Raw genomic sequence first — 22893 nt, 5'->3', positions numbered from 1 at the left:
TCGTGGGAATAATTGGAGGGGGTGACGGCGGGTTTGCCCGCTGCGCCCCAGTAGCGGAGAGGAGGCTCCACCCCTCAATACGGGGTGGAGGGGGACCACGGGAGGCCGTCTGATGGCCATAGGCCCTTGGTAGACGACCCCTTCCCAACTACTTAAGGGACACCGCATGGCGGTTTCCCCTCCTGCGCAGGCATTGGGTCCCCCACGGGTCTGGGGCGAAGGGCAATCCGCCGGCAGGACCCCCGAACTTGCAGCCACGACACATATAAATTCCACCGCTTGTTGCACTTCTAAATTGAATGTAAGAACTCGTGAGCGCGGGACAAGGGGCCCAGGAGCGGGTAGGTCTATAGACCCCTGACAAAGCGGCGGATTTGTAATACAGTGTATTACACGGTTTTAACAAAGTGATGCGTTGAATTAAAGGGACAGGGAAGGGAGAAAATATGAAAAAGACATTCCTGGCGGTTTTACTGGCGACGGGTTTCGCGGCCGGCGCGGCGGCGCAGACGGCGCAGGAAGAGGCCCGGCTGGCCGGCTCCCCAGTCTTCTCCGACCCCGCCTTCCAGGACTTTGTTGAAACCTCCTACGGCTATATGAGCCCCGGTAATAAACCCGCCGCCGCTTTCCGCGACGCCGTAGTCTCCCCGGCCGCCGTTAAGCCGGCCCCCGCGGTTCGCGCCGGCTATGTTTTCGTCATCATAGTTCCCATGAACAGCGACTATTCCGTAATGCTGCGCGAAATCTCCTCCTCGGCCGGTTTTATGCTGCAGGGGGAGCGCACCTCCCGCTCCGGCGGTGTGCGCCGGACCCGTATAGTCGGATGGGCCAGGGCCGAAGCCTTAGACGCCATACGAGCCAACCCCGGTGTGGCCGGGCTTTCCGTGGGGAAGAAAAAGGCCCGCACTGCGGCGGCCTTATAAGCCGGTTTTTTAAAAAACGGACAAATTTTACCGCATATATTCATGGCTGTATTCAAACTTTTTGAATGTAAACAACCCCTGGAGCCCGAAGAAATAGACGGGCAATAGACCCCTCCCCTGCCGGCGGCTAAAAAACCACCATACATTTACCCGCCCGGACAATGCCCGGCGCGGGGGGAAGCTGAAAGCTGAATGCCGACAGCCGAATGCTGAATGCCAAATGCCAAATGCTAAAATTAACCTATGGAAGGAAAATTCAAACTTGTCGCGCCTTTCAAACCCGCAGGCGATCAGCCCGCGGCCATAGACGCGCTTTACGCCGGCATTCTGTCAGGCAAGGCGAACCAGACCCTGCTTGGCGTTACAGGCTCGGGCAAAACATTTACCGTAGCTTCTGTTATAGAGCGTCTTCAGCGTCCGGTGCTTATCATGTCGCCGAACAAAGTGCTGGCGGCGCAGCTTTATTCCGAATTTAAAACTTTTTTCCCTGAAAACGCGGTTGAGTACTTTGTTTCATATTACGATTATTACCAGCCCGAGGCCTATATACCCGCAAGCGATATCTACATAGAAAAAGACGCCTCTATAAACGACCACATAGACAAGCTGCGCCTGAAGGCCACAACTTCCATACTCAGCCGCAGGGATACGCTGGTGGTGGCCTCCGTTTCCTGCATTTACAGCATCGGCTCGCCGGATAATTTTTCAAAGTTCTGCCTGAATATAAAGAAGGGCGCGCCCGCCGACAGAAGGGGGCTTACCCGCTCGCTCGTGGCCATACAATACGAACGCAACGAAACGGAGTTCACAAGGGGCGCATTCCGGCTGAAGGGCGCGGCGCTTGATATTTTTCCCGCCGACGGAGACACGGCCTATCGCCTGACGCTTGGCGATAAAATAGAGGGCTTGAGCGAAATAGACCCACTTACCGGCGACACTATAAAAGAGCTTGAGGAAGTCTGGATCTATCCCGCCACGCATTTTGTGGCCGGGGCGGGGGAAACGGCGGCTGCGGTTAAATCCATCAGGGAAGAGCTTGAAATACGCCTGGCAGCCCTTAAAAAAACCGGCAAACTGCTTGAGGCTGAACGCCTGTCGCAGCGCGTGGGCTATGATCTGGAAATGATACAGCAGGCGGGTTACTGCAACGGCATAGAAAATTACTCGCGCCATCTGGCGGGCCGTCCGCCGGGGGCCAGGCCCGAGTGCCTGTTCGATTATTTTCCGAAAGATTTTCTGCTTTTTATGGACGAGTCGCATGTCAGCGCGCCTCAGGTGCGCGGAATGTATGAGGGCGACCGCTCCCGTAAGCAGACTTTGGTGGATTTCGGTTTCCGCCTGCCCTCGGCTTTGGATAACCGTCCTTTGAAATTTGATGAATTCGAGGCCATAAGGCCGGCCACGGTTTTTTTATCCGCTACGCCCGGTCCTTATGAGTTTAAAGTCTGCGGAAAGGAAAATATCGTGGAGCAGGTAATACGCCCCACCGGCCTTGTGGACCCTGTGGTCCGGGTGCTGCCGCTTAAGGGCCAGATAAAAACCCTGAGCGACGAGATAGAAAAGAGAGCCGCCAAAAAAGAGCGGGTGCTTGCGCTCACGCTTACCAAGAAGACGGCGGAAGATTTAAGCGAGTTTTTAAGTGAAAAAGGGCTGAAGGCAAAATATATACATTCCTCCATGGATACGCTGGAACGCCTGGATATACTGGCTGATTTCCGCAAAGGGCTTTTTGACGCTCTTGTGGGCATAAACCTGCTCAGGGAAGGGCTGGATATCCCGGAAGTTTCTTTGGTGGCAATTCTTAACGCCGATAATGAAGGTTTTCTGCGAAGCGAAACGACTCTGGTGCAGATATCCGGGCGCGCGGCGCGCAACCTTTGCGGCGAGGTGGTGCTTTTCGCCGACCGCATTACCGGTTCCATGGAGCGGGCCATGGCGATAATGGATGCGCGGCGCGCCAAGCAGCTGGAGTACAATGAAAAACACGGCATAAAGCCGGAAAGCATTAAAAGCAGGAGTATGGAGTTCGCCGAACTGCGCACACAGGCAAAGCGCCAGGGTTTGGCGGTCCTTGAGCCCCTGCCGCGCGGCAACATGCCCAAAACGTCCATGATGGCGCTGGCCTCTGAAATTGAAAGCCGGATGAAAGACGCCGCCGATAACCTTAATTTTGAGCTGGCCATGGAACTGCGCGACAGACTTTTTGAAATCCGTGAAATGGCGGGAATAAAAAAAAGCCGCCATAAGCTGTAAGCCCTATGCCATACGCTTTTTAGGGAGTCCCTTATAAGCTTATGGCTTATGGCCTCCGGCATATGGCAAAATATGGGAATGTTAAATCACAGTATGAAGCTATTTGACCCTATAATTAAAGCAGCTTTGCAAGAAGATATCGGCCCCTGCGATATTACTACTGAGGCTTTTATTCCGAAAGGCGTCCGTTTTTACGGGGAAATGCGGGTCAAGTCCTCAGGCATCATCTGCGGCGCTGCTGTGGCAAAAAGGGTTTTTGAACTGGCCGCGCCCGGCTCAAAAGTAAAAATTTTTATTAAAGACGGAGCGCGCGTCAAAAAGGGCGATGCGCTTCTGGCCGTTGAGGGCTCCCGCGCTATTTTAACCGCCGAGCGCACGGCGCTTAATTTCCTGCAGCATCTTTCAGGGGTGGCCACAAAAACCGGCCTGTTCGTTAAAGCCCTGAAAGGCGGAAAAACAAAAATTTATGATACCCGCAAAACTCTGCCGGGGCTGCGCGCGCTTGAAAAATACGCCGTAAAATGCGGCGGCGGCGCCAACCACCGCATGGGACTTTATGACGCTTTCCTTATAAAAGACAACCACATAGCCATGCTTGGGGGGGATGCGGGGCTTATAGGGCGGAAAATTTCGGTTCTGCGGAAAACATACAGTGGAGTTAAAATTGAAATAGAGGCCCAGGGGCTCGCGCAATTTAAGGCTTTTTTGCCTCTGGGCGCCGACATTATAATGCTGGATAATATGAGCTATCCGGATATGAAAAAGGCCATAGCTCTTGCGCGATCTTTTAAGGGAACTAAGCCGGAAATAGAAATATCCGGCGGCGTTGACCTGAAAACTGCAGGCCGCCTGTCCGCGCTTGGGGCGGACAGGATTTCCGCCGGCTGTATTACGAACTCAGCCGGAACGCTGGATATCTCTTTTGAAGTAAAAAGGTTGTAACTACTCAGTAGTCAGAAGTCAGAATTCAGGAGTCAGAATGAGGACTTCAGCGAATAGATTGGAAGCCTATTCGCAGGCTATTCTGAATTCTGGCTACTGAATTCTGTCTCCCTGAGCAGTACCAAAAGGAGTTTATATGCCTCATACTGTTTTCGACGAAGATATAAAGCTGGAGGACCTGAGCGGAGTGCGCCAGTTGGTGAGACTGGAGGAAACCGGCTCAACGCAAAGCATGGCCCGGGAACTGGCGCATGAGGGGAACGGCGAGCACACTGTGGTGCTGGCCGGGAGCCAGACACTCGGTAAGGGCCGCATGGGCAGGGTTTGGGAATCGGGGCCGGGCGGGATTTACATGACACTGATACTCAAGCCCGCCATCGGGCTGAAGTATCTGCCGGACCTCAGCATTTTAGGAGGAGAGGTGGTAAGCTCGACTTTGAGGGATCTTTACAGCTTTAAAACCCGCATAAAGCCGCCTAACGATGTGTACGCTTTCCATCCGCGTAAAAAAAAGTGGCTTAAAATAGCGGGCATACTTACCGAATCGGCTTCAGTGGCAAAAACTCCGAACTGGATACTGCTTGGCATAGGCGTGAACCTGAATAACAAGGTGCCTTTGGATTCCGCCGTAAGCGCCCGCGAACTGCTTGGCAGGGAAACCGCCCTTGCCGATTTTCTTAAGGTGTTCTTTGTCAATTTCTGGGCGCGGTATTCCTCGTGGGAATATTCAAGCAGAGCCAAAACCTCAAGAGAGTAAAGGAAGCGTATAGGGGCTAGCGGCTAGGGGTTAGGGAAGGAGTTCCTTATTTCTGCACGCTCAGTCGCGGACGACGCCAAAGGCCCGCGACAGGCCAGAGTCACTTCCCTATCCCCTCTCCGCTATTCCCTGCTGTTATGCTACCGGAAGAACTCATTAAAAAACTTGCGCTTGAAAACGGCGTTTCGGCCTGGGGACTGGCGCCTGCGGGGCCGCTGGCCGAGTATGACCGGTTTTTGAGCGCCTTGAAAGATTTGCCTCCCTCACTCGGTTACCTTGCGCGAAATCCCAAAAAAAGGTCCGATATCGGAAACTGGTTTGCCGGAGCGCGTTCAGCGCTCATATGCGCTTTCAGTTATTGGGATGCCGGCCGGGATTATGAAAAAACTCTTGCCGGCGCGGGCGCACCGACTGCTTTTTTTAAACGCTCTGGCAGGCAAATTAAGCAGCCGGTTTTTTTTGAAGCCGGAAATAAAAAAATAGCCCGCTACGCGCTGAGTCCGGATTATCATGCGCGGATAAAAGAAAAACTTTTAAAAATTTTAGAAGGCCTAAAGCCGGCCTTCCCTCACGCCGAGGGACGGGCCTTTGTGGATACTTCCCCCGTGCTTGAAAAGGAACTGGGGCGGCTGGCCGGACTTGGTTTCAGGGGAAAAAACACGCTTTTGATAAACCCGGAAATCGGTAGTTACTTTGTGGTGGGCGGTTTGGCGCTTAACCTTGAATTAAAACCCGGCGCCCCGCTGCTTACCGGCTGCGGAGATTGTGATCTATGCGTTAAAGCTTGCCCGCGGGGGGCTTTAAAAGACGGACGGCTTTCGGCTTCAAAATGTGTTTCCTACCTCACAACGCAGGCGAAAGAGAAAATATCTTCCGAGGCCGCGTTAAACAGCGGCGGTTTTGCTTACGGCTGCGATATATGTCAGGAAGTGTGCCCGTTCAATCTTTCTTTGCCAGGCCGTTCTTTACCGCTTCCATCAGGTCGTCGGTGTTGAAAGGCTTTGTAAGAAAGGCCGCAACCTGCGAGAAGCGCTGGAACATGGTTCTTGAGGGTTCAAGGGCGGAAAGTACTACAATGGGCAGTTTGCTCAGTTCGGCGTCTTCCGAAATTTGTGTGGCCAGCGAATAACCGTCTACGCCAGGCAGCATAACATCCAGTACTAAAAGTTCCGGTTTATAAGAACGCAAAGTATCCATCACCTCGCGGCCATTATCGCACAACTTTACCTGATGGCCAAGCGTTTCAAGCGTGTATTGCACCAGGCTTGAAATTTCCGGGTCGTCATCTACAACAAGTATCCTATTGCCCATTATTTAGATTAAACACAAATTACGTGTCACAAGTCAAACAAGTTGCAGGTCACAGGGTGCAAGTCACAAGTTTTTTTCAATCGCTATTCGCCATTCGCTGTCACTGATACAGCAGATATTTTGTCCGCTGTGTCAGGAAGGAGGCCCTGGTGTTTTTAAATGCGGCTATTATTTTTTTCGGTTTTTCACCGGCTTTAAGCAGGCGGTAAAAGTCGTCCGTGCCGGTCATTTTCCTTATTTCTTCCCGTTCAAGCCTGAAATCCGGGCCGTTGTATTTGCGCAGGTAATAGGCGGCCCAGACAAAAACATCCAGCGCTTTTACCACGGCCTTGTCGGTCACTTCAACGGCCGTGCCCGGGCAGAGCTTTCCTTCGTAAATATCTTTTTCCGGCGTAAGCGCCTTATAGCTGAACTTTATTCCCTTAAGTCCCGCTTTTGAAAGTTTTTCGGTTATCTTTTCAGCTTTCATCCAGGGAGCCCCGAACCACAAAAAGGGCGTATTTGTGCCGCGCCCGACGGATATATTTGAGGCCTCAAAACAGCCAAGCCCGGGATAAAGCACCTCCGCGTCCGCGCTTCTTATGTTGGGGGAGGGATTTGTCCAAATCACGCCGGTAGCATCAAAAAACATATCCCGTGTCCAGTTTTCCATTTTTATCACGCTTAATTTCAGGTCCAGTTTCTTATTATCCTTATGAAAAAGGGCCATCTCCCCGGCGGTGAATCCGTGGCGCGTCGTCACAGGGAAGTAGGCTGTAAAAGCGCTTATGCCGGGCTCAAGCACCGGTCCCTCCACCGCGCCGCCTATGGGGTTCGGGCGGTCCAGCACCATAAATTCCAGTCCCGCTTTAGAAGCTTCCTCCATGGCGTAGCCCATGGTGGTGAGGTAGGTGTAAAACCGCGCGCCTATATCCTGTATGTCAAAGACCAGTATATCCAGACCCTTCAGCATTTCCGCGGAGGGGCGCTGCTTGTTTTTGCCGTAAAGACTGTAAACCGGCACGCCGGTAACCGGGTCGGAGGAATTGGCTATAAGCACCCCGCCTTCCTCGGTGCCGCGCCATCCGTGCTCAGGCGAGAAAATAGCCGCCAGCGTCACTCCCGGCGCTTTGTGCAGAACGTCAATGGCGTTATTGCCGTCTTTGTCAACCGAGGAATGGTTGGTGATAAGGCCGATGCGCTTGCCCGCCAGCTGTGTGAATCCGTCCCGTTCAAGCACATCAAGGCCGGTGAGGGTGAAAGTCGCCGCAGCGGCGACGCCATAGGCTGTAAGCCATAAGCCATAGGCAAGAAAGAGAAAGATGGCTAAATGCCGTACGCCATATGCCGTACGCCATACGCTTTTCAAGGAATTCCTTATAAGCTTATGGCTTATGGCCTCTGGCTTATGGCAGTCGTCCTGCCTTTGGCATTTATTCTGCATATGTCGTCTGGCTTATGGCTTCTTTCAGCACCAGCAGGTAAAGGGCTCCCTGGTCCCAGAGTTTAAAGGCGAAGGTGTGGGCTTTCTTGCCGTTGCCGGCGTAGAAGTCCACCCGGCCCGGGCCTTTTATAGCGCCGCCGGTGTCCTGGCAGAAAACAAAACGGGAATCCGTTTTTCTGCCCAGTATATTGCCTTCCTGGTCCACATCGGGGGTGTCCACGCGCATAAAAGCCAGGGTCCCCATAGGTATAAGCGAATTATCCACGGCCACGGAGCGCCAGCCGGTAAGCGGAAGGCCGTAAGTGCCTGCCGGACCCTCCTCGGGGTCGGCAGGCTGTTCCAGCTTAAAGAACACATAGCGCCTGTTCATGCTCAGTATGGGCCTGACCTGGTCGGGATGTTCATTAAGGTACTGCAGACCTTTTTCAGCGCTGATCCCTTCCCTTGGAAGCGCGCCGGCCTCTACCATGGCGGTCAGCCAGCCCTTGAATTTAAGGCTGTTGGTGGCGGCGAACTTCGCTTTGATTATACTGCCGTCCGGCAGCTGCAGGCGCCCGGAGCCCTCTGTCTGCAGGTCCAGAACGTCGGCGCGGTTCTTGAACCAGGCCAGTTCAAGACCCTTTCCGTCCAGCGCCCCGCCGAAGTCTATTTCTTCGCGTGTAAGATAAGGTATCAGACTGTCCTTGCTGAGACGGCCGGTAAGTTTTTCGCCTTTAAATTTGTCATTAAAATCTTCCAGGTTAATGAAAATAAGGTCGTCCGGTTTGGCGTAAATAGGATATTTGTATTCTTCAGTCGGCTTCAGGCCGGCCTCAAGGGTCGGTTCGTAATAGGAACTGAATACCACGGTACCGGTGGAATCGCGCCCGGCCATCTGGAAAATGTCGAACTTTTCCTTTATTTTCATATCCAATTCAGCGGGGTCGGCGACTGTTTCAAGCAGCAGCATGAATTCCGAAGTGGAAGAGGCCAGTTCCCTGGGAGTTATTTTCCTGGCGCCGAAGGCATAGTCGGGTACATTGCCTTTCAGTCCTTCAAAATATTGCATATTCAGGGCGGCCGCTTTCAGCAGGCTTTTCCTGTCGTCATTGTCGGTGAAAAAAGGCAGGTTTGGCGGGGTTGCCAGCATCATGGGCGCAGCTTCCGGCGCTTTGGTGGAAACAATCACTGCCGGGCAGGGGGGGCAGGCCCCGGTAACAGGGGCTTTCCTGCCGCTTGTGGCGCAGCCGGCCAGAACTGAGGCGAATATAACCAAAGTCACTTTTTGCATGATAAGTCTCCCTGCTTTAAAACGATTTTTCCCCGCAAAGGCGGTTCTTATTGCCAATGACCGGCACTCTAGCGGTCAGCCTTGCGCCCGGAGGCCCAAGTAACATCAATCACATTTAACTCCGGTTACAAACCGGCTTTTCTCATAGGGAAAAGCAGTCTTTCGGAGTCTTTATTATCCCAAAAAAGCCTCGTTGACACAAGGCTTGTTTTCTACTAAACTCTCTAATATGATGAAAATTATTTCTTTCTTCCTTTTTATACTGCTGCCGGGAGTAATAATGGCCGAAGAGACCAGTCTGATAGCCCTCAACGGTCAGGTGGAAGTGCGCAGAACCCGTGAGGGCCAGTGGGTTTCCGCTTCAAAGAACATGGGAATACCCGAAGGCGGGGGGCTCCGCACCGGCGCGAACGGCTCGGCTGTGGCGCTTATGCCTAACAAAACCAAGATATGGCTTAAAGAATCCACCGGCCTTGAAATAGAACAGCGCCAGACCCTGACTTCGCGCCTGGCCCTGGTGTTCGGTAAAATCAAACTGCGCGTGACGCACCTTATGCGTAAGGAAAGATTTGAGGTGCGTACTCCCGCCGCCGTCTGCGCCGTGCGCGGCACCGAGTTCACCCTTGAAACCACTGAGAGCGGAAAGATGGACATAAATGTGTTATACGGCGAGGTAAAACTTAACTTTATCGTTCCGCCGGCCAAGGGCGCGGCGGAGCTGTATATTCCGCAGGGCCAGAACATGAAATTAGAGGAAAGGGGCAAGGCCGGCAAGGTGACCCTGATGGACCCGAAACAGGAAAGGGCGGCCCTTGAGAACTGGAACCCGGGCCTTAAGCCGGAGGAAAGGCAGAAAGAGCTTCAGACCAAGGAGAACGACCGGGCCCAGATAAAAGAATACGCCGTTGTTACCAATAACAGCGAAAGTTCGGTAAAAACTTTTCTAAACACCGTAAAAGAATCCGACCTTGAAGCCGGCAGAACGCTCAGGGATGTGCACGGCAATATGGTAAGGGTTGAGCAGATAATGATGCGGCCTCACTCGGACGAGATACAGATAATAAACCTGGTCAAGCGCCCGGTATATACAAATGACACCGCGGCCTCTCTGGACCGTGGAGGCTTTCACTACAACGGGGCCGCCTCCGTAAGCGACCGGCTGGACTTGCTGCAGATGACCATGAACTTTAGCAATGATCTGCCCCAGCGCATAGAGGACTGGCCCGGCTTTTTCAACAACAACGACGTGAAAGCGGACTGGATGTCTTTAGTGACCGCGAACAAGACCAAGGCGGACGAGATATTCTTTATGGCCCAGGGTGCGGTAAAAGACCCTCTCAGCGGCGATCTTAAAAGCAACACCGGCATTGTGGGGATCGATGTGAATTCCATGCTTGGCTCTGACAACGATGTGCTGATAACCGGCATTCTGAAGACAGGCGGCGGTGTGGGCGCGGCTGACGGTCTGGACAAAATAGCAAGGCTTAACATAATAGACGCCAACTCAAACGACGGAAAACTTAAATATTATGAGGGCGGTGTCGCCGGCGCCGCCGTGAACGCGAATGGCAGTGATGTCAGATGGGCAGCTAAGATGAATTACGACACTGTTTTCAGCCCAACCTCGCCGGGTCCCGGCGGCTGGACCGATAACTATGAAAAGAAAGGCGATCCTTACCTTTGGGATTACAATGCCACTCCGTATGCCATCGGCAACAATGACAGCGCAAACGGCAGGCTTTGGTTAGCGCAGGAAACTTATGTCATAAACAACGCCGGCTCCATACAGCAGGCGGACGACTTCACCAAGTCTTCCCTCGACCCGTTCACCCTCCTCAATAACGCCGCCGGCGAGGAAGTACTGTACATCAAAGCGTCTAATGCTACCACTCCTGACACCTGGACAAGCAACGCCAATATCTACAACGACATAAGCCAGAACGACAAGTTCGCCTATGATGGCGGGGCCGGTACAAACATAGACCTGGTGGTCATACCGGACTTGATGATATCGGCGCTGCAGCGAATGCTGCCGGCGCTTACTAATCTGAACAATTGACGAGGGGTAATGAATATAATGAAAAGGCTGATCTTAACCTTAACAACCGTTCTGTGCTTCAACGGTATTACTTTCGCCGCCATAGACTGGCAGTCCAAGGGGATGCAGATGGTGGGCGAAATAGTGGCCAATCCTTCCGCCTTCTTCTATGATTTCCAGCAGGATCTTGAAGGCACCACGCCGCTCCCGCCCGGAAAGTCATTCGGCGTGCAGACCGGACTGTTCCCAACGCTTCTTCCGCTGGGCTACACCAATGTTTCGGGCAAATACCGCGTTCACGCCGAAGGGCGCATAGCTCCCGGCGTGCCGCAGCTGGACATTATAGGCGGCTATTGGAATATGATATGGGCCAAAATGGCGGTCAGGCGGTCCGATAGTATAAGTAACGCCAGCTTTAACGGCTACTATATGGGCGCCATCCTCAGCACCTCGGTCAGCCCCAGGATCCGCACCTTCTGGGGATTTAAACACTCCCAGCTTGGGGCCACCCTCAAGTTCAAGCCGGGCAAAGAGGTTAAGTTCATGGGAACCGAAGTCGGCAGTTTTGACTCCGGGTTCAAGGACGACTTTGTAATAGCCGGAATAGAATCGCCCAAGGGCATCAGGAATTTATGGAGCATGCAGCTGAACTACGGCCTGAAGACCCAGACCTTCTCCACCAAGCTCAGCTGGTACGGCAAGGTCTTTGAACTGGGCCTTAACATCTATCCGGAGGGCGTGCTGGTGATCCATCCCGTGTGGAACCTGCATATTAACTTTTAACTGCGGCGAATAGAGAATGGGGAACAGCGGTTATTAAACAGGTAGACAGGATTCAGTAGTCAGAATTCAGAATAACGGGACCTTGCTTGTCGTAGGCATTCTCATTCTGACTCCTGAATTCTGACTTCTGACTACCTGAGCAGTTACAAACAACAAATAGCGGCGGAAAAGATTTGACAGAGAGGTAAACGATGAAAAGGATAATTTTAAGCGGGGCAATAATGGCGCTTCTGGCCGGGCGGCTTTGTGCCGCGTCGGCGGAAGATTCGAAAATATTTACGCCTTACTTCAATATGACGCTGAACGAAGCGGCGTACCTGCCTTCAGCCGGCAATATTTTCAGCGGCGGCAATATAAACACGCAGGTGGGCCTGCTTAGTAAAATAACCCGGAAGGATTCTCTGTTCGGACTCTATACATTCAACTACTCCGGCCCGGCTTTTCAGCCGCAGGACTCCAAGCAGTTCACGGACCGCTCCATGTCGCACGGCTTCAACTTTGAATACCGCAGGAACCTCGGAGAAAAGTTCCGCGTGCGCCCCGGAGTCTCGTTAACGAGGGATTACTCGCGCTCCGGCGCTAACGAGGTCTGGAAGAGCGGACTTTACAATATGAATTCATCGGGCCTTCAGCTGGCGGTTGACTATAATTTCAACTTCCAGAAAAACGGGTTTATCACCGCCATGGTGCTATCCAAGAGCGTGAAGTTCCCCAATTATACGGACCTCCTTACGGAGTTCATGAACGCTTCCAATACGGCCGAAACCTCCGGCGGACTCCAGGACCAGACCCTGACCCAGTACTCTTTAAGACCCAACTGGAATAACTTTTTCGGCGGCTATACCGTTACGCTCCAGAACTACAAGAACCAGAAAGTGGTGGAGGACACCGGCGTGTACGGCGACAGCAGGCAGAAGGACAAGACCACGACCTTTGATCTGGGTTTCCACCACACTCTTTGGATATTCGAGCTGTTTCCCACGGTGTCCATGACAAAACACACCTCCAATCAGAACTTCCTGAGATACAAGAGCTTTGGCGCCGTGCCTGATCCGCTGACCGTTAACGACGGCAACGGCACAGCCGATGTTACCTTCGTGCCCAAGAACTACGATTACACCGACCTGGCGTTCGTGGTTCCGATGGATCTGCTTATCACGAGCAAATGGGCCATAGGCGGTTCCATAAACGTGATAAAGCGCACTTACGAAAGGGGCAACAGGGACGCCGACAATAACTATGATTTTTCAACGAAGCAGAAGAACCTGATGACCACCTTCAGCGGCAGCATCCGCAAGCGCATGAATGATGTGGCCATGCTAAGGCTCTTTTACTCGCTGACGGTGGCCTCTTCCAATAATAAATTTGAGAAGTACATGCCCTATAACTACACGGGCAATACCGTAGGCGTGGCCTATCAGCTGTCATACTAAAAAGCCGCAGGTTTTTAGCGCCATAGGCTATAAGCCTTAAGCCAGAAGTTAAGACTGTCATAGGTTTAAAAGCGCCATAAGCCGCAGGCAGAGGCCCGGGATAACATCCCGGGCTTTCTTTTTTCCGCATATGGCTGGCTTGGAACCCTTCTCCCGGAGGGTTGCAATGACTTTCCAAACTGATATAATATTTGATTGACCAATGCTATGAAAAAGTTTACTTTTGTCTGCGCTGCGGCGTTTTTGTTTTTTCCTGTCAAAGCATTCTGCGGGGAATTTAAAGACTCCGGGTCCGTTTTCTCGGTCGATTTCCCGTCGGGGTGGAACGAAGGAAAAAGCAAGGACCCGAGCGTAACGCTAAGGCTTGAAAAAGGCAAGGCTTTTTTTGAATTTGCCAAACTCGATTCGGAACTCAGCGATTATTACCTGAAGGCCCGCCTGAAAGAGCAGGTAACTTCCATCCGGAGCAAAGGCACAAGCCTTGCCGGAGACCTCAATGCTGTCAGTCTGCACGGAGTTTCCTCCGCCTATTACATTTCCTACGAGTCCATGGGGGACCAGTGCTATGTGGCGTTTTTTACCTATAATGCCATGTCCTACGCCATTTCCGCCAGCGGCCTTGACGAGGGGGATTTCAGAGCGGTTGTGGGATCGCTCAGAAAACCGGGTGAAAAAATTGAGCTGCCCAAGCCGAAAAAAATAAGGGTGGTTAAAACTAAAAAGCGCTCCGAAGAGGAAAGCGGGATGCCGGTTTTCAAAGAAGAGGCGTTGGCGGTTTCCACGGCGGCCGTGACGGTCTCGACCGAGGCGGGAAATTCAGTCGTGACAGCTTCCACGGCGGAGCCGGCAGTTTCGCCGGTTGAACCCGCGCTGACCGAAACAATAGGCGTTTTTCTTTCAGAGCTCTCTGCTAAAAGGGAGCCCGGAGGGGTATCGCCGTACCTGAACAGAAAACCGCTGAGTATTTGGGTTTGGGCCGCGGTTTTCCTGTTTTGGCTGGCAGGTTCTTTCATCGCGCGGACCCAGGCTGCCGCTTACAAAAACCCCAAACTGCCGCCGCCGCCGAAAGATGTTCCGCCGGATTTCTTTTTCCCCTTCCTGGTTTCGCGCGCGTCCACGCTGAGGGATGTGACCTACAACATAATAACCCGGCAAAAACAGCTGCTGCAGGCCGCTTTCTCGTTCGAATATGAGATTTATTTCGTGGCGGCCGTTTATGGGGCGCTGTTATTTAATTTTGTCTGGAGCCTGCTGGCTTTTAGCGGCCGTGAGGGGCTGATAATAAATAGTTTTCTCGCTCTTCCGGGAGGGCGTTTTTTTGCGTCTTTCCCGGAGATAGGTTTCCTTATCCTGCTGGTTATGGGGGCTGTCAAGTACCTCAATAAAAAGCAGGTCCTGCGGCTTTACGATGCGCAGGCCAATCTGGTGCTGGAAGTCGATAAAGAAGTCGCCTACGGCCTGATTCGCGACGGGAAAGGAAAAGAAATAGCCCGTCTTGTCGCCAAAAAAGGCGTTACGGGCAGGATGTGGGAATATGTGGACAGCGATAATATGGTGGTTTTTTCAATAAGGGATGATTGCCCCGAAATTCATTTTATGAGAAAGATCTTCGGACATCTGGGCGGAGATCTGCGCGCCCGTTACAGTATTTTCGCCCAGGAAAGGCGGGCCGGATATGTATTTTTAGACCCCACTTCCTGTGACAGATTTCAGATACACATGGATTTTGATTTTGCCCGGCTTGCCCATCCGGCCCATATACTTGCGAGTTTCCTCTATATAATTTCCAGGGAAAAAGACCCTATATATCCATCGCCGTTTTAAAAAACTGTTGTTGATCGTTAGCCGCTTGTCGCTGGCAGTAAGGAAAAGCTTTTTGTCCGCAACCAGCAACTGATAACTGCTCGTCATGATTTTTTCAAGGAACATAATATGAAAATAGGCGTCCTTACCGGAGGAGGCGACTGCCCGGGCTTAAACGCGGTGGTCAGGGGCATTACCAAATCCGCCCTTAAAAAAGGCTGGGAAGTAATAGGCTTTAAAGACGGTTTCAGGGGGCTGGTCGAGAACAGGCATGTAAAGCTTGAAGACAGGGATGTATCAGGCATAATTATACAGGGCGGCACCATATTGGGCACTTCAAACACGGCAAACCCTTTTGCCTACACTATAGAACCGCTGGGCAGCCCGGATACGCCAAAAGACCTTTCTAACCTGGCGGTCTCGAACCTTAAAAAACTCAGAGTTGACGCTTTGGTCGCCATAGGCGGAGACGGCACGCTGACCATAGCCAAAAAACTGCATGATATGGGCGTCGCCATGGTCGGTGTGCCCAAGACCATAGATAACGACTTATCGGCGACAGATGTTACTTTCGGGTTTGACTCGGCTCTTAAGGTGGCGACCGAGGCTGTGGACAAACTGCATACCACGGCTGAGTCCCATCACAGGGTGATGATCCTTGAAACCATGGGCCGCTACGCGGGCTGGATAGCGCTCAGGGCGGGCATAGCGGGCGGCGGCGACATAATCCTTATACCGGAAATACCGTACAGGGCCGAAGATATAGTAGCGGCGGTGCAGGAGAGGCGGGCCAGAGGTAAAAATTTCAGTATCATAGTGGTCGCCGAAGGGGCCAAACCGGAAAAAGGCGGAATGACCGTGACCAAAGTTGTGAACGGCTCTCCCGACCCGCTAAGGCTTGGCGGAGTGTCCTACAAAATAGCCGGACTGCTTGAAAAGGAAACCAAATTCGAGTGCCGCGTAGTGGTGCTTGGGCATCTTCAGCGCGGGGGGGAGCCTACTCCCTTTGACAGGTGGCTTTCCACCGGTTTCGGGGCGCATGCCGTTGAGCTGATTGAAAAAAAGCGGTTCGGGCGCATGGTGTCGTTTAAGAATTTCTCCTGCACAAGCGTTAAACTTGAGGATGCCGTGGGGGCGCTCAGGCGTGTAGAGCCTGATTCCCAGGAGGTGCTTGCGGCAATAAACGTCGGCACATCTTTTGGCAATTCCAAGTTGCGAACCGTTAAAAAGGACAAATGACTAACGAGCTTTTATTCGGGCTCAATACCGCGCTTGAAATAGTCAGGGCGGGGAGAAGAAAAATTTACAGGCTGGTGATCTCACGCGGCGAGCAGGATAAAAAAGTGCACGAACTGGTGACCCTCGCCAGGGCCCGCGGCGCGGCGGTGGAGTTTTCCGACCCCGCCACGCTTGAAAAGCTCGCCAAAGGCGGGAACCATCAGGGGGTGATACTTGAAACCGAGCCGGTGAAAAAACTGGATATTACCGAGGCCTTGGCGCTTGAAACCGATTTTAAAAAAACCGTCTGGGCCGCGCTTGACGGCATAACCGATCCGATGAACCTCGGAGCCATAATCAGGAGCGCGGCCTGTTTCGGGGTGTCGGCGATAATCATTCCGGAGCGGCGCAGCGTGGGGGTGACTCCCACCGTGCAAAAGGCGGCCTCGGGCGCGCTTGAAAAGGTGAATATCGTTGAATGTGTTAATCTGAACCAGACCATATTGGCGCTGAAGAAAAAAGGTTTTTGGGTTTATGGGGCAGATATGGAAGGCCGGCGCCTTGATAAAACGGATTTTGCCCTGCCGGCTTTGATCATAATAGGCTCGGAAGGCTCCGGTCTGCATCTGAAAACCCGCGAGCATTGCGACGAGGTGGTTTCCATAAAGCAAAAAGGCGGAGTGGAAAGCCTGAACGCCTCCGCGGCCGCCGCGGTTATTTTCTACGAAATATCCAAGAGATTGCAGTGATAGCGGATAAACGGTTGTCTGGCGAATAGCGAATAGTAAATAGAGGTGGGGGGTTCTCCTCACTTTAATCACGGGGCCGCTGGTTAAAAACCAGCGGCCCCGTTAATTTATCCAATAGAAAAGGAGCGGAAAACAACCGTCGATAAGGTGTTCCGCTCCTGTAAAAATAGTATAGCAGGTTTATATGATTTGTCAAGGGGGGCGACTTGACATGTCAAGTCGCCGGCTTTAGGCTATATGCCATAGGCCATAAGCTATGCGGCTGTTCCAGCCGCGCCGTATGCCATAAGCTTTAGGCCATAAGCTATAAGGAAGCTCCTAAAAAAAGCATATGGCATATGGCCTAAAGCTTATGGCAATCTTTTGGCCTATGGCTTACGGCCTAAAGCTTATGGCTGTTTATCCTTCGCATCAGCGAAGGATAAACAAGTAAAGTTCTCCGGGGGCCTTCATGGAAGACGCCTCCGTCTCGGCCGTGCCGCCGGTACCCCAGAACAAGTCCAAACGTCCGGGGCCGCGTATGGCCGAACCGGTGTCGTGTGTGGCTATGAAGCGGGTAAAATCCTTGAAACTGGAAACTCCGCCGTCCGGCGCGGCCACCGGTTTCTTTGAACTGAGCAGGCCGAAAAGCCCCAGCGGTATATATTGCGGGTCTATGGCCACCGAGCGGCCTGCGGTAAGCGCTCTGCCGATGGCGCCGTAAGGAAGGCTGTCTTTCGGTTTTACCCTGAAGAATATAAAGCGCGGGTCCAGATCGACCAGCCGCTCTTCCCTGTCAACCGGCTGGCTTGAAAGGTAGTTTATAAAGGCTTTAAAAGACATTGAAGGGGTTTCTCCGCAATCTATCAATATTTTCTGCACGCTTCTGTACGGCCAGCCGTTGGCCCCGTCAAAGCCCGCCCGCAAAAAATCCCCATCGCTGAAACGAAGCACCGCCGAGCCCTGTATCTGGGCCAGCATTATCTGCGAGGGGTGAGCGGACCATACTATTTCAAGGTTTTTTCCGTCAAGCCTTCCCTCATGTATTTCCTGCCTTGAATAATGCTTTACCACTTTGCCGTTTTCGTCCAGGCGGCCATAGTCAAAATCCACTCCCATGTCCGGGGTGGTCTTTATCAGGTCGGCCGGTTTCAGGTAAACGGCGTATTTCTCCTTGTCTGAGCGCGTCCGCGAGACGGCTATTTCCGCCTCGTAGTAGCCGGTTATTATTATCTTGTTTGAACCGTCGTCGGCTGCCGCGCGGTAGATCCTGAATTGATCTTTAATGGCTTTGCGCAGCTCCTCCCCCGAAACGCCGGAGGAAAAAATATCCGCCAATTTCTTTATGGTAAGGCGCATTTGGACGGCGCTGTAGGAGTCTTTGCCGATCTGAATTTTAAAATCTCCGGGTTTTGAATTCCAGTAATCCAGGTCTGTGTTCAGGGCTTCAAGCAGGCCGGCGCGGTCCAGATCGTCGGCAGGAAGGGGCAGGGTGGAGGAAGAAACCTCGGTCACCTCTTTCAGATGCGTGTCCAGGTCCGGGTAGCCCTGAACGTCGCTCAGGTTTGTGAATTTAGGACAGCCGTCAAGTGTGCCGGCCGGCGCCGGGGGGGCAGGGGCCGTTTCCGCCGTATCGTTCCCGGCGCGGTACCATTCCTGCCCGGCAGCGCGCGGGGCCGCGGTGAAAAAAAGCAAAAGCGAAAAGATAAGGTTCCGCATAGGTTCTGAAACCGATACTTAATAGGATAAATTTAAGGACCGGCTTTGTCAAGGGTCCTTAGTCTTCTCAGACTTCCGGAACTTCAGAGCTTCAGGCTTCAGCGCTAACCTGAATCCTGCAGTTCAAGGTCATTCTCATTTGGAAACATAAGGAACAAAAAAATGCAATACCTGAGTAGGTGCCGTATAGGGGCCTATGGCCGTCAGACGGCCAGGATTCCCCGCTTTGCGGGTCGCAAATCAAGCGCATTGCGCGCAGAATTTGCGAGGGTGGCCGTCTGAGGCGCATTGCGCTTATTACGGCACGGCCATAGGCCAGTATGCCGCGCGATGCGCATCTGAGCTCCGCGAAGGGGAAAATTCAACTGAATTTTTCAGGCTAATGTGGTTTCCGCAGATAAGCCGCAATGCGGTTTTTTATCTCGGTTTTTATCGAGTCCGGCTCAAGCACGGTAATATCCGGCAGCCATTGCAGCACATGCGGGATGATCTCCATGGGATGCGCCGCCGGACTTTCCAGTATGAGGCATTTGGAGGTTTCCTTTATTATCTTTTGGCGCGGAAACACCTCTTTGCTCTTGAAGAAATCAGCCGCGGGGCCCTCAAGGCGAAGCCGCACCAGCGGGCCGCGCGAAGCGGTCACTCCCCATATGGAGGTGGCTCCGTCAAGCAGACGCTCCATGACCTTTTTTGGCGGAGGGAGGAATTCGGCGCCCAGTACATCCAGTTTTTTTATTTTATCGGCGCGGTATTTCACAAAGGCGGCTTCTTTTTTTGACTCCGTTTTTGCGGCCAGCAGGTAAAAAAAACCGTCGCTGAAAATAAGTTTCAGCGGGCAAAGCTCCCGTTCGCTTTTTTTGCCCAGAGATTCATAGGTGATTTTTATTTTTTTCCCGTTTTCAATGGCGAATTCCAGGTCTTTCTGGATCTTGGGGTCCAGGGTCTGTCTGGCGCGCTGGAGGATCGCGTGAAAGGGAGAGTCAAACCCGCTGGAGCTTGTGAGCCTTGAGAAAAGCTTGTCAAAGGCGGTTTTTAGCGTGCCGCCCATCTGCGCGGCCATGTCGTGCATCAGCACCAGCACTGAAAGTTGTTCATTTGAAAGTTTCAGGTCCCGAAGCGATATCCCCGGCGCGAACTGGTAAACGCCCTTCTGAAAACTGTCCAGGGCAAACCCGGTCATATTTATCCTTTCCAGGTCGCGCTGCACGGAACGGATCGAAATATCGAATTCCAGGGCCAGCTCGCTGATCTTCACCGGCCCGGTGTTGAGCCTGCTGATTATGTTGAGTATCCTGAAATATTTCTTGTCGCCTTCGACCCTTTTTTTAGCCATAAGCGTCCCCTTATTTAGATTATACAAATTCGCCTCGTCCCTCGGCGGTGTAGTGAAAGAAATTCCATCGATGTCTCCTGCCGGGAAACACCCGGCAGCCGCGCCCACGCCCGGCGGCCTTGCCGGAACAATATTTCAAAAATGCGGTATAATAATTTTTTAACATGTCATTAGGAAAAGCGGCTAAATAGTCCATTTGAAAATTTATCATATGGAAAAATATTGTAATGAATAAAAAGCAGCTCATGTTTTAATGTAAAACGGTCCCCGCAGGATAGACTATGAACATCACTCGCATCTTCTCTATCCGTGTTTGCCTCCCGTGCCTCCTCTTAGCGGCGCTGTTCCTCTACGTCTTTTATCTACCGCGGTACTACGTTGGTTGCTTTAACGATGACGCATACTATATTATCGGCGCCAAATCGCTTTGGTTGGGCCGCTACGCTGATCTCTCGGCCCCGGCGATGCCCGTGTTTAACAAGTTTGGGATCGGTTATCCTCTGTTCCTGGCCCCGTTCGTGAAGTTATTCGCCCCCCATTGGAATTGGCTCAAGTGGGTCTCGGTCGGGTTATCGCTGGCGTCCCTGCTTGTCTTCAGCAGGCTGGCTTGTCTTTTTTTAACGCCCGGCGCCGCCGCCGTCGCGCTGGCGCTGCTGGCGTTCAATCCCGTCTTTTCGATCTACTCGGGAGCGGTGATGACGGAACCCTTATTTATCCTTTTGGTCTTAAACACATTCCTGCTTCTGGAGCGGGTTTTAAACGGTTCCGCAGGCAAAGGCGGAGTATTATTAGGACTTATTCTGGGCTGGGCTTGCCTGACCCGCCCGGTGGGTGCCCTTCTGGTTTTTTCCGTGGCGGTCACACTGTTCCTTGCAAAAAAATGGCGGCCTCTTATACTATCATCCGGGATCTCGCTGGGGATCTGGGGCGCGCAAAGTCTCCGTAATTATTTTCTTACCAGGACCTCCAGCGCGTATTTTTCATTCTGGCGGGATTTATTGCCGTATCTCTCCAATTTCAAAAATCTGTCCGAGAACGCCATCAGAGTAATCCATACCTTTCTGGTCGACGGGCTATTGGGGATCCGTCTCCCATACGAACCCTGGGCGGTTATCCTGAGTTTAGGCTTAGCGTGCCTGTGTCTTGGAATTGCTATCCGGGGATTGTTTCGAGCGCTGGCCCCGGATTTTCCCCGCCGCCATTTGGCTTTCAGCATCGGGCTTTTCTGTTTAACTTATCTGATTTTACACGTGCTCTGGACCGCGATCACGCCGCGATTTGTTTTGCCGATCCTCCCTTTTTTAATTCTGTTCGCGGTCAGGGCGCTTTTAGGACAGCAGGAAGCGCGATCGCAGCGGTGGCGGCTGTTTCTTAGCGCGGGCCTTTGTCTTTCTCTTTTTGGGACTTATACGTACCGTCATGCGTGGGAACTAGGGGCGATTTGCGCGGGCGTCCGCCCGGCGGACCTGACATTCCCCGTGAAAGCTTTGGAATGGCTTAAGTCAAATACCGCGCAGGATGCCGTAATTCTCGGCAAATCTCCGCTTATTTATCTGGAAACCGGCCGCAAAGGAATTTTCTCGCTGCCGGTTGGCGATGCCGATGAGTTCCGGTACCGGCTATTGAGGTCGGGCGTTACGCATGTGCTTTTTCAGCCTTCTCAGATCCTTGAGGTTTACGGGGCGAAAAAAAACAATGAAGGGAAAATGTGGCGGCAGACCTACTTTTGGCCGCTCCGGTGGACGGCCGCTTTCCGCCCGGTTTTCAGCGATAAAGAAGAGCAGACGGAAATTTTCGAGGTTGTGCAAAGCAGCGCGTTCCGGCGCGCCTTTGAGCATTACCGGATGGCGGGCGTATGGTTTTCCCGGGGCTTCCCGGAAAAAGGGGATGAACAGCTGAAAATGGCGTTGCGGACCGACCCCACCCTTGCCTGCGCCTGGAATGTCGCCGGCGCAATATCACTTGGCAAAAAAAACATCAAGGCGGCTGAAGCGCAGCTTACCCGGGCTATTAATTTAAGGCCCTGTTTTCCGTCGGCTTTATTCCATATGGCCCTGGTTAAGATCCTCCAGGGAGACAGGAAGGCAGCAGGATTTTATTTTGAAAGATCAAAGGCGGCCGGACTGGCGTTGGAGGAAACGGAATGGGTGGAATATTTAGAGAGCCGGCGTCTTTCCCTGGGCATAGTGAATGGTTCTTGATATCTCAATAACTTTTCGCCTCCGGTGACATAATCTCCCGTCTTCCGGGCCGAACGCCGGCAGGTCCCTGAAAAATAAAAAAATGCCAAATAAAATTTCAAATTGACTGGGGCGGCATAAATGAATATAATTAATAGGTTCGCGGGCGTAGTTCAATGGTAGAACACTAGCCTTCCAAGCTTGGTACGTGGGTTCGATTCCCATCGCCCGCTCGTCTAGTTCTTTATATATCGGAAAAAGTGTTCAGCCGTTATAAGCCCGCGCGAATACCTTCGTTAGTGAGCGCGGGTTCCCTATAAGAGGGGTTCAGTGAACGGGCCGCCGAAGGCGGCGGAGTGAACGACGAAGGGGAGCTTAGCTCCCCTCGTGTCGCACCGGCCGTCACCACTTAAAGGCCGGCGGCTACTCCGCCCTGCGCGCTGTGCAGTGCGCGTAGGGTGTGACAGATGCTGGGGTAGCTCAGCTGGTAGAGCATCTCCATGGTAAGGAGAAGGTCGTGGGTTCAATCCCCATCCCCAGCTTATTTTTCAGGACAGGAACGGGAAGGTAGAAACGGGTAACAGGCGATCCGCCTAAGGCGGACAACCTGACACCTTTAAAACAGGAGTGTAAAAAACTATGGCAAAAGCAAAGTTTGACAGAAAAAAACCGCATGTGAACGTGGGCACGATAGGCCACGTGGACCACGGTAAAACCACGCTTACGGCGGCCATCACGAAGGTGCTGGCCAAATCCGGCGCTTCCAAAGAGATGTCGTA

At 52.7% G+C, this 22893-nt stretch carries 18 protein-coding genes and 2 tRNA genes; 15 read left to right on the top strand and 5 right to left on the bottom strand.

All coding sequences use genetic code 11. From position 1 onward, the window contains the following. Positions 1–446: 446 nt before the first annotated feature. The 5 genes from NTX59_12245 (at position 447) to NTX59_12225 (ending at position 5870) form a co-directional block, all read left to right on the top strand. Positions 447–923: a hypothetical protein gene (locus NTX59_12245; GenBank protein ID MCX5786446.1), complete on the top strand. Its 477-nt coding sequence runs from the start codon at positions 447–449 to the stop codon at positions 921–923. 243 nt (positions 924–1166) lie between these two features. Further along, complete coding sequence (uvrB, locus tag NTX59_12240) at positions 1167–3176, top strand: excinuclease ABC subunit UvrB (GenBank protein MCX5786445.1); 2010 nt, start codon at positions 1167–1169, stop codon at positions 3174–3176. 93 nt (positions 3177–3269) lie between these two features. Then, positions 3270–4118, top strand: coding sequence for a carboxylating nicotinate-nucleotide diphosphorylase (gene nadC / locus NTX59_12235; GenBank protein MCX5786444.1), 849 nt, complete (start codon positions 3270–3272; stop codon positions 4116–4118). A 136-nt stretch (positions 4119–4254) separates the two neighbouring features. Continuing rightward, positions 4255–4875: a biotin--[acetyl-CoA-carboxylase] ligase gene (locus NTX59_12230; protein ID MCX5786443.1), complete on the top strand. Its 621-nt coding sequence runs from the start codon at positions 4255–4257 to the stop codon at positions 4873–4875. A gap of 137 nt (positions 4876–5012) precedes the next feature. Beyond that, positions 5013–5870, top strand: a complete 858-nt coding sequence (locus NTX59_12225; GenBank protein MCX5786442.1) for a DUF1730 domain-containing protein — start codon at positions 5013–5015, stop codon at positions 5868–5870. On the opposite strand, the gene NTX59_12220 is transcribed toward NTX59_12225, so the two are convergent. The 3 genes from NTX59_12220 to NTX59_12210 form a co-directional block, all read right to left on the bottom strand. Then, a complete protein-coding gene (locus tag NTX59_12220) occupies positions 5815–6186 on the bottom strand; it encodes a response regulator (protein ID MCX5786441.1) in 372 nt (123 codons plus the stop codon). The genes NTX59_12225 and NTX59_12220 overlap by 56 nt on opposite strands. A gap of 100 nt (positions 6187–6286) precedes the next feature. Next, positions 6287–7609 (bottom strand): DUF1343 domain-containing protein, encoded by a 1323-nt coding sequence (locus NTX59_12215; GenBank protein ID MCX5786440.1) that lies wholly within the window; start codon positions 7607–7609, stop codon positions 6287–6289. Further along, a complete protein-coding gene (locus NTX59_12210; GenBank protein MCX5786439.1) occupies positions 7599–8879 on the bottom strand; it encodes an MltA domain-containing protein in 1281 nt (426 codons plus the stop codon). Before NTX59_12210 ends, NTX59_12215 begins: the two co-directional genes overlap by 11 nt. 229 nt (positions 8880–9108) lie before the next feature. On the opposite strand from NTX59_12210, the gene NTX59_12205 reads away from it, so the two are divergent. From NTX59_12205 to rlmB, 6 genes are all read left to right on the top strand, one after another. After that, positions 9109–10938, top strand: coding sequence for a FecR family protein (locus NTX59_12205; GenBank protein ID MCX5786438.1), 1830 nt, complete (start codon positions 9109–9111; stop codon positions 10936–10938). A gap of 9 nt (positions 10939–10947) precedes the next feature. Next, positions 10948–11700, top strand: a complete 753-nt coding sequence (locus NTX59_12200; GenBank protein MCX5786437.1) for a hypothetical protein — start codon at positions 10948–10950, stop codon at positions 11698–11700. 191 nt (positions 11701–11891) lie between these two features. Next, positions 11892–13133, top strand: a complete 1242-nt coding sequence (locus tag NTX59_12195; protein MCX5786436.1) for a hypothetical protein — start codon at positions 11892–11894, stop codon at positions 13131–13133. 207 nt (positions 13134–13340) lie between these two features. After that, positions 13341–14957, top strand: coding sequence for a hypothetical protein (locus NTX59_12190; protein ID MCX5786435.1), 1617 nt, complete (start codon positions 13341–13343; stop codon positions 14955–14957). Positions 14958–15065: 108 nt separating this feature from the next. Further along, positions 15066–16175, top strand: a complete 1110-nt coding sequence (locus tag NTX59_12185; protein MCX5786434.1) for an ATP-dependent 6-phosphofructokinase — start codon at positions 15066–15068, stop codon at positions 16173–16175. Then, complete coding sequence (rlmB, locus tag NTX59_12180; protein ID MCX5786433.1) at positions 16172–16903, top strand: 23S rRNA (guanosine(2251)-2'-O)-methyltransferase RlmB; 732 nt, start codon at positions 16172–16174, stop codon at positions 16901–16903. Before NTX59_12185 ends, rlmB begins: the two co-directional genes overlap by 4 nt. A gap of 411 nt (positions 16904–17314) precedes the next feature. Here the strand turns inward: rlmB and NTX59_12175 are convergent, their stop codons facing one another. Beyond that, positions 17315–18601, bottom strand: coding sequence for an MltA domain-containing protein (locus NTX59_12175; protein MCX5786432.1), 1287 nt, complete (start codon positions 18599–18601; stop codon positions 17315–17317). Positions 18602–18980: 379 nt separating this feature from the next. Continuing rightward, the gene (locus NTX59_12170; GenBank protein ID MCX5786431.1) at positions 18981–19934 is read right to left on the bottom strand and encodes a WYL domain-containing protein; all 954 of its coding nucleotides are present in this window, start codon (positions 19932–19934) and stop codon (positions 18981–18983) included. Positions 19935–20215: 281 nt separating this feature from the next. Here NTX59_12170 and NTX59_12165 point away from each other — a divergent pair, with 281 nt between their 5' ends. The 4 genes from NTX59_12165 to NTX59_12150 form a co-directional block, all read left to right on the top strand. Then, positions 20216–22135, top strand: coding sequence for a glycosyltransferase family 39 protein (locus tag NTX59_12165; protein ID MCX5786430.1), 1920 nt, complete (start codon positions 20216–20218; stop codon positions 22133–22135). Between the two features lie 141 nt (positions 22136–22276). Beyond that, positions 22277–22347 (top strand) — tRNA-Gly (locus NTX59_12160). A gap of 236 nt (positions 22348–22583) precedes the next feature. Further along, a tRNA-Thr gene (locus NTX59_12155) sits at positions 22584–22656 on the top strand. 97 nt (positions 22657–22753) lie between these two features. Beyond that, positions 22754–22893 (top strand): GTP-binding protein (locus tag NTX59_12150; GenBank protein MCX5786429.1); only part of this gene is annotated, 140 nt, incomplete at its 3' end.

This window comes from Elusimicrobiota bacterium (assembly GCA_026388155.1).
Lineage (GTDB): Bacteria > Elusimicrobiota > Elusimicrobia > Elusimicrobiales > UBA9959 > UBA9634.
Note: the sequence above shows the minus strand (reverse complement) of the source record. Positions and strands in the feature narration are given on the sequence as shown.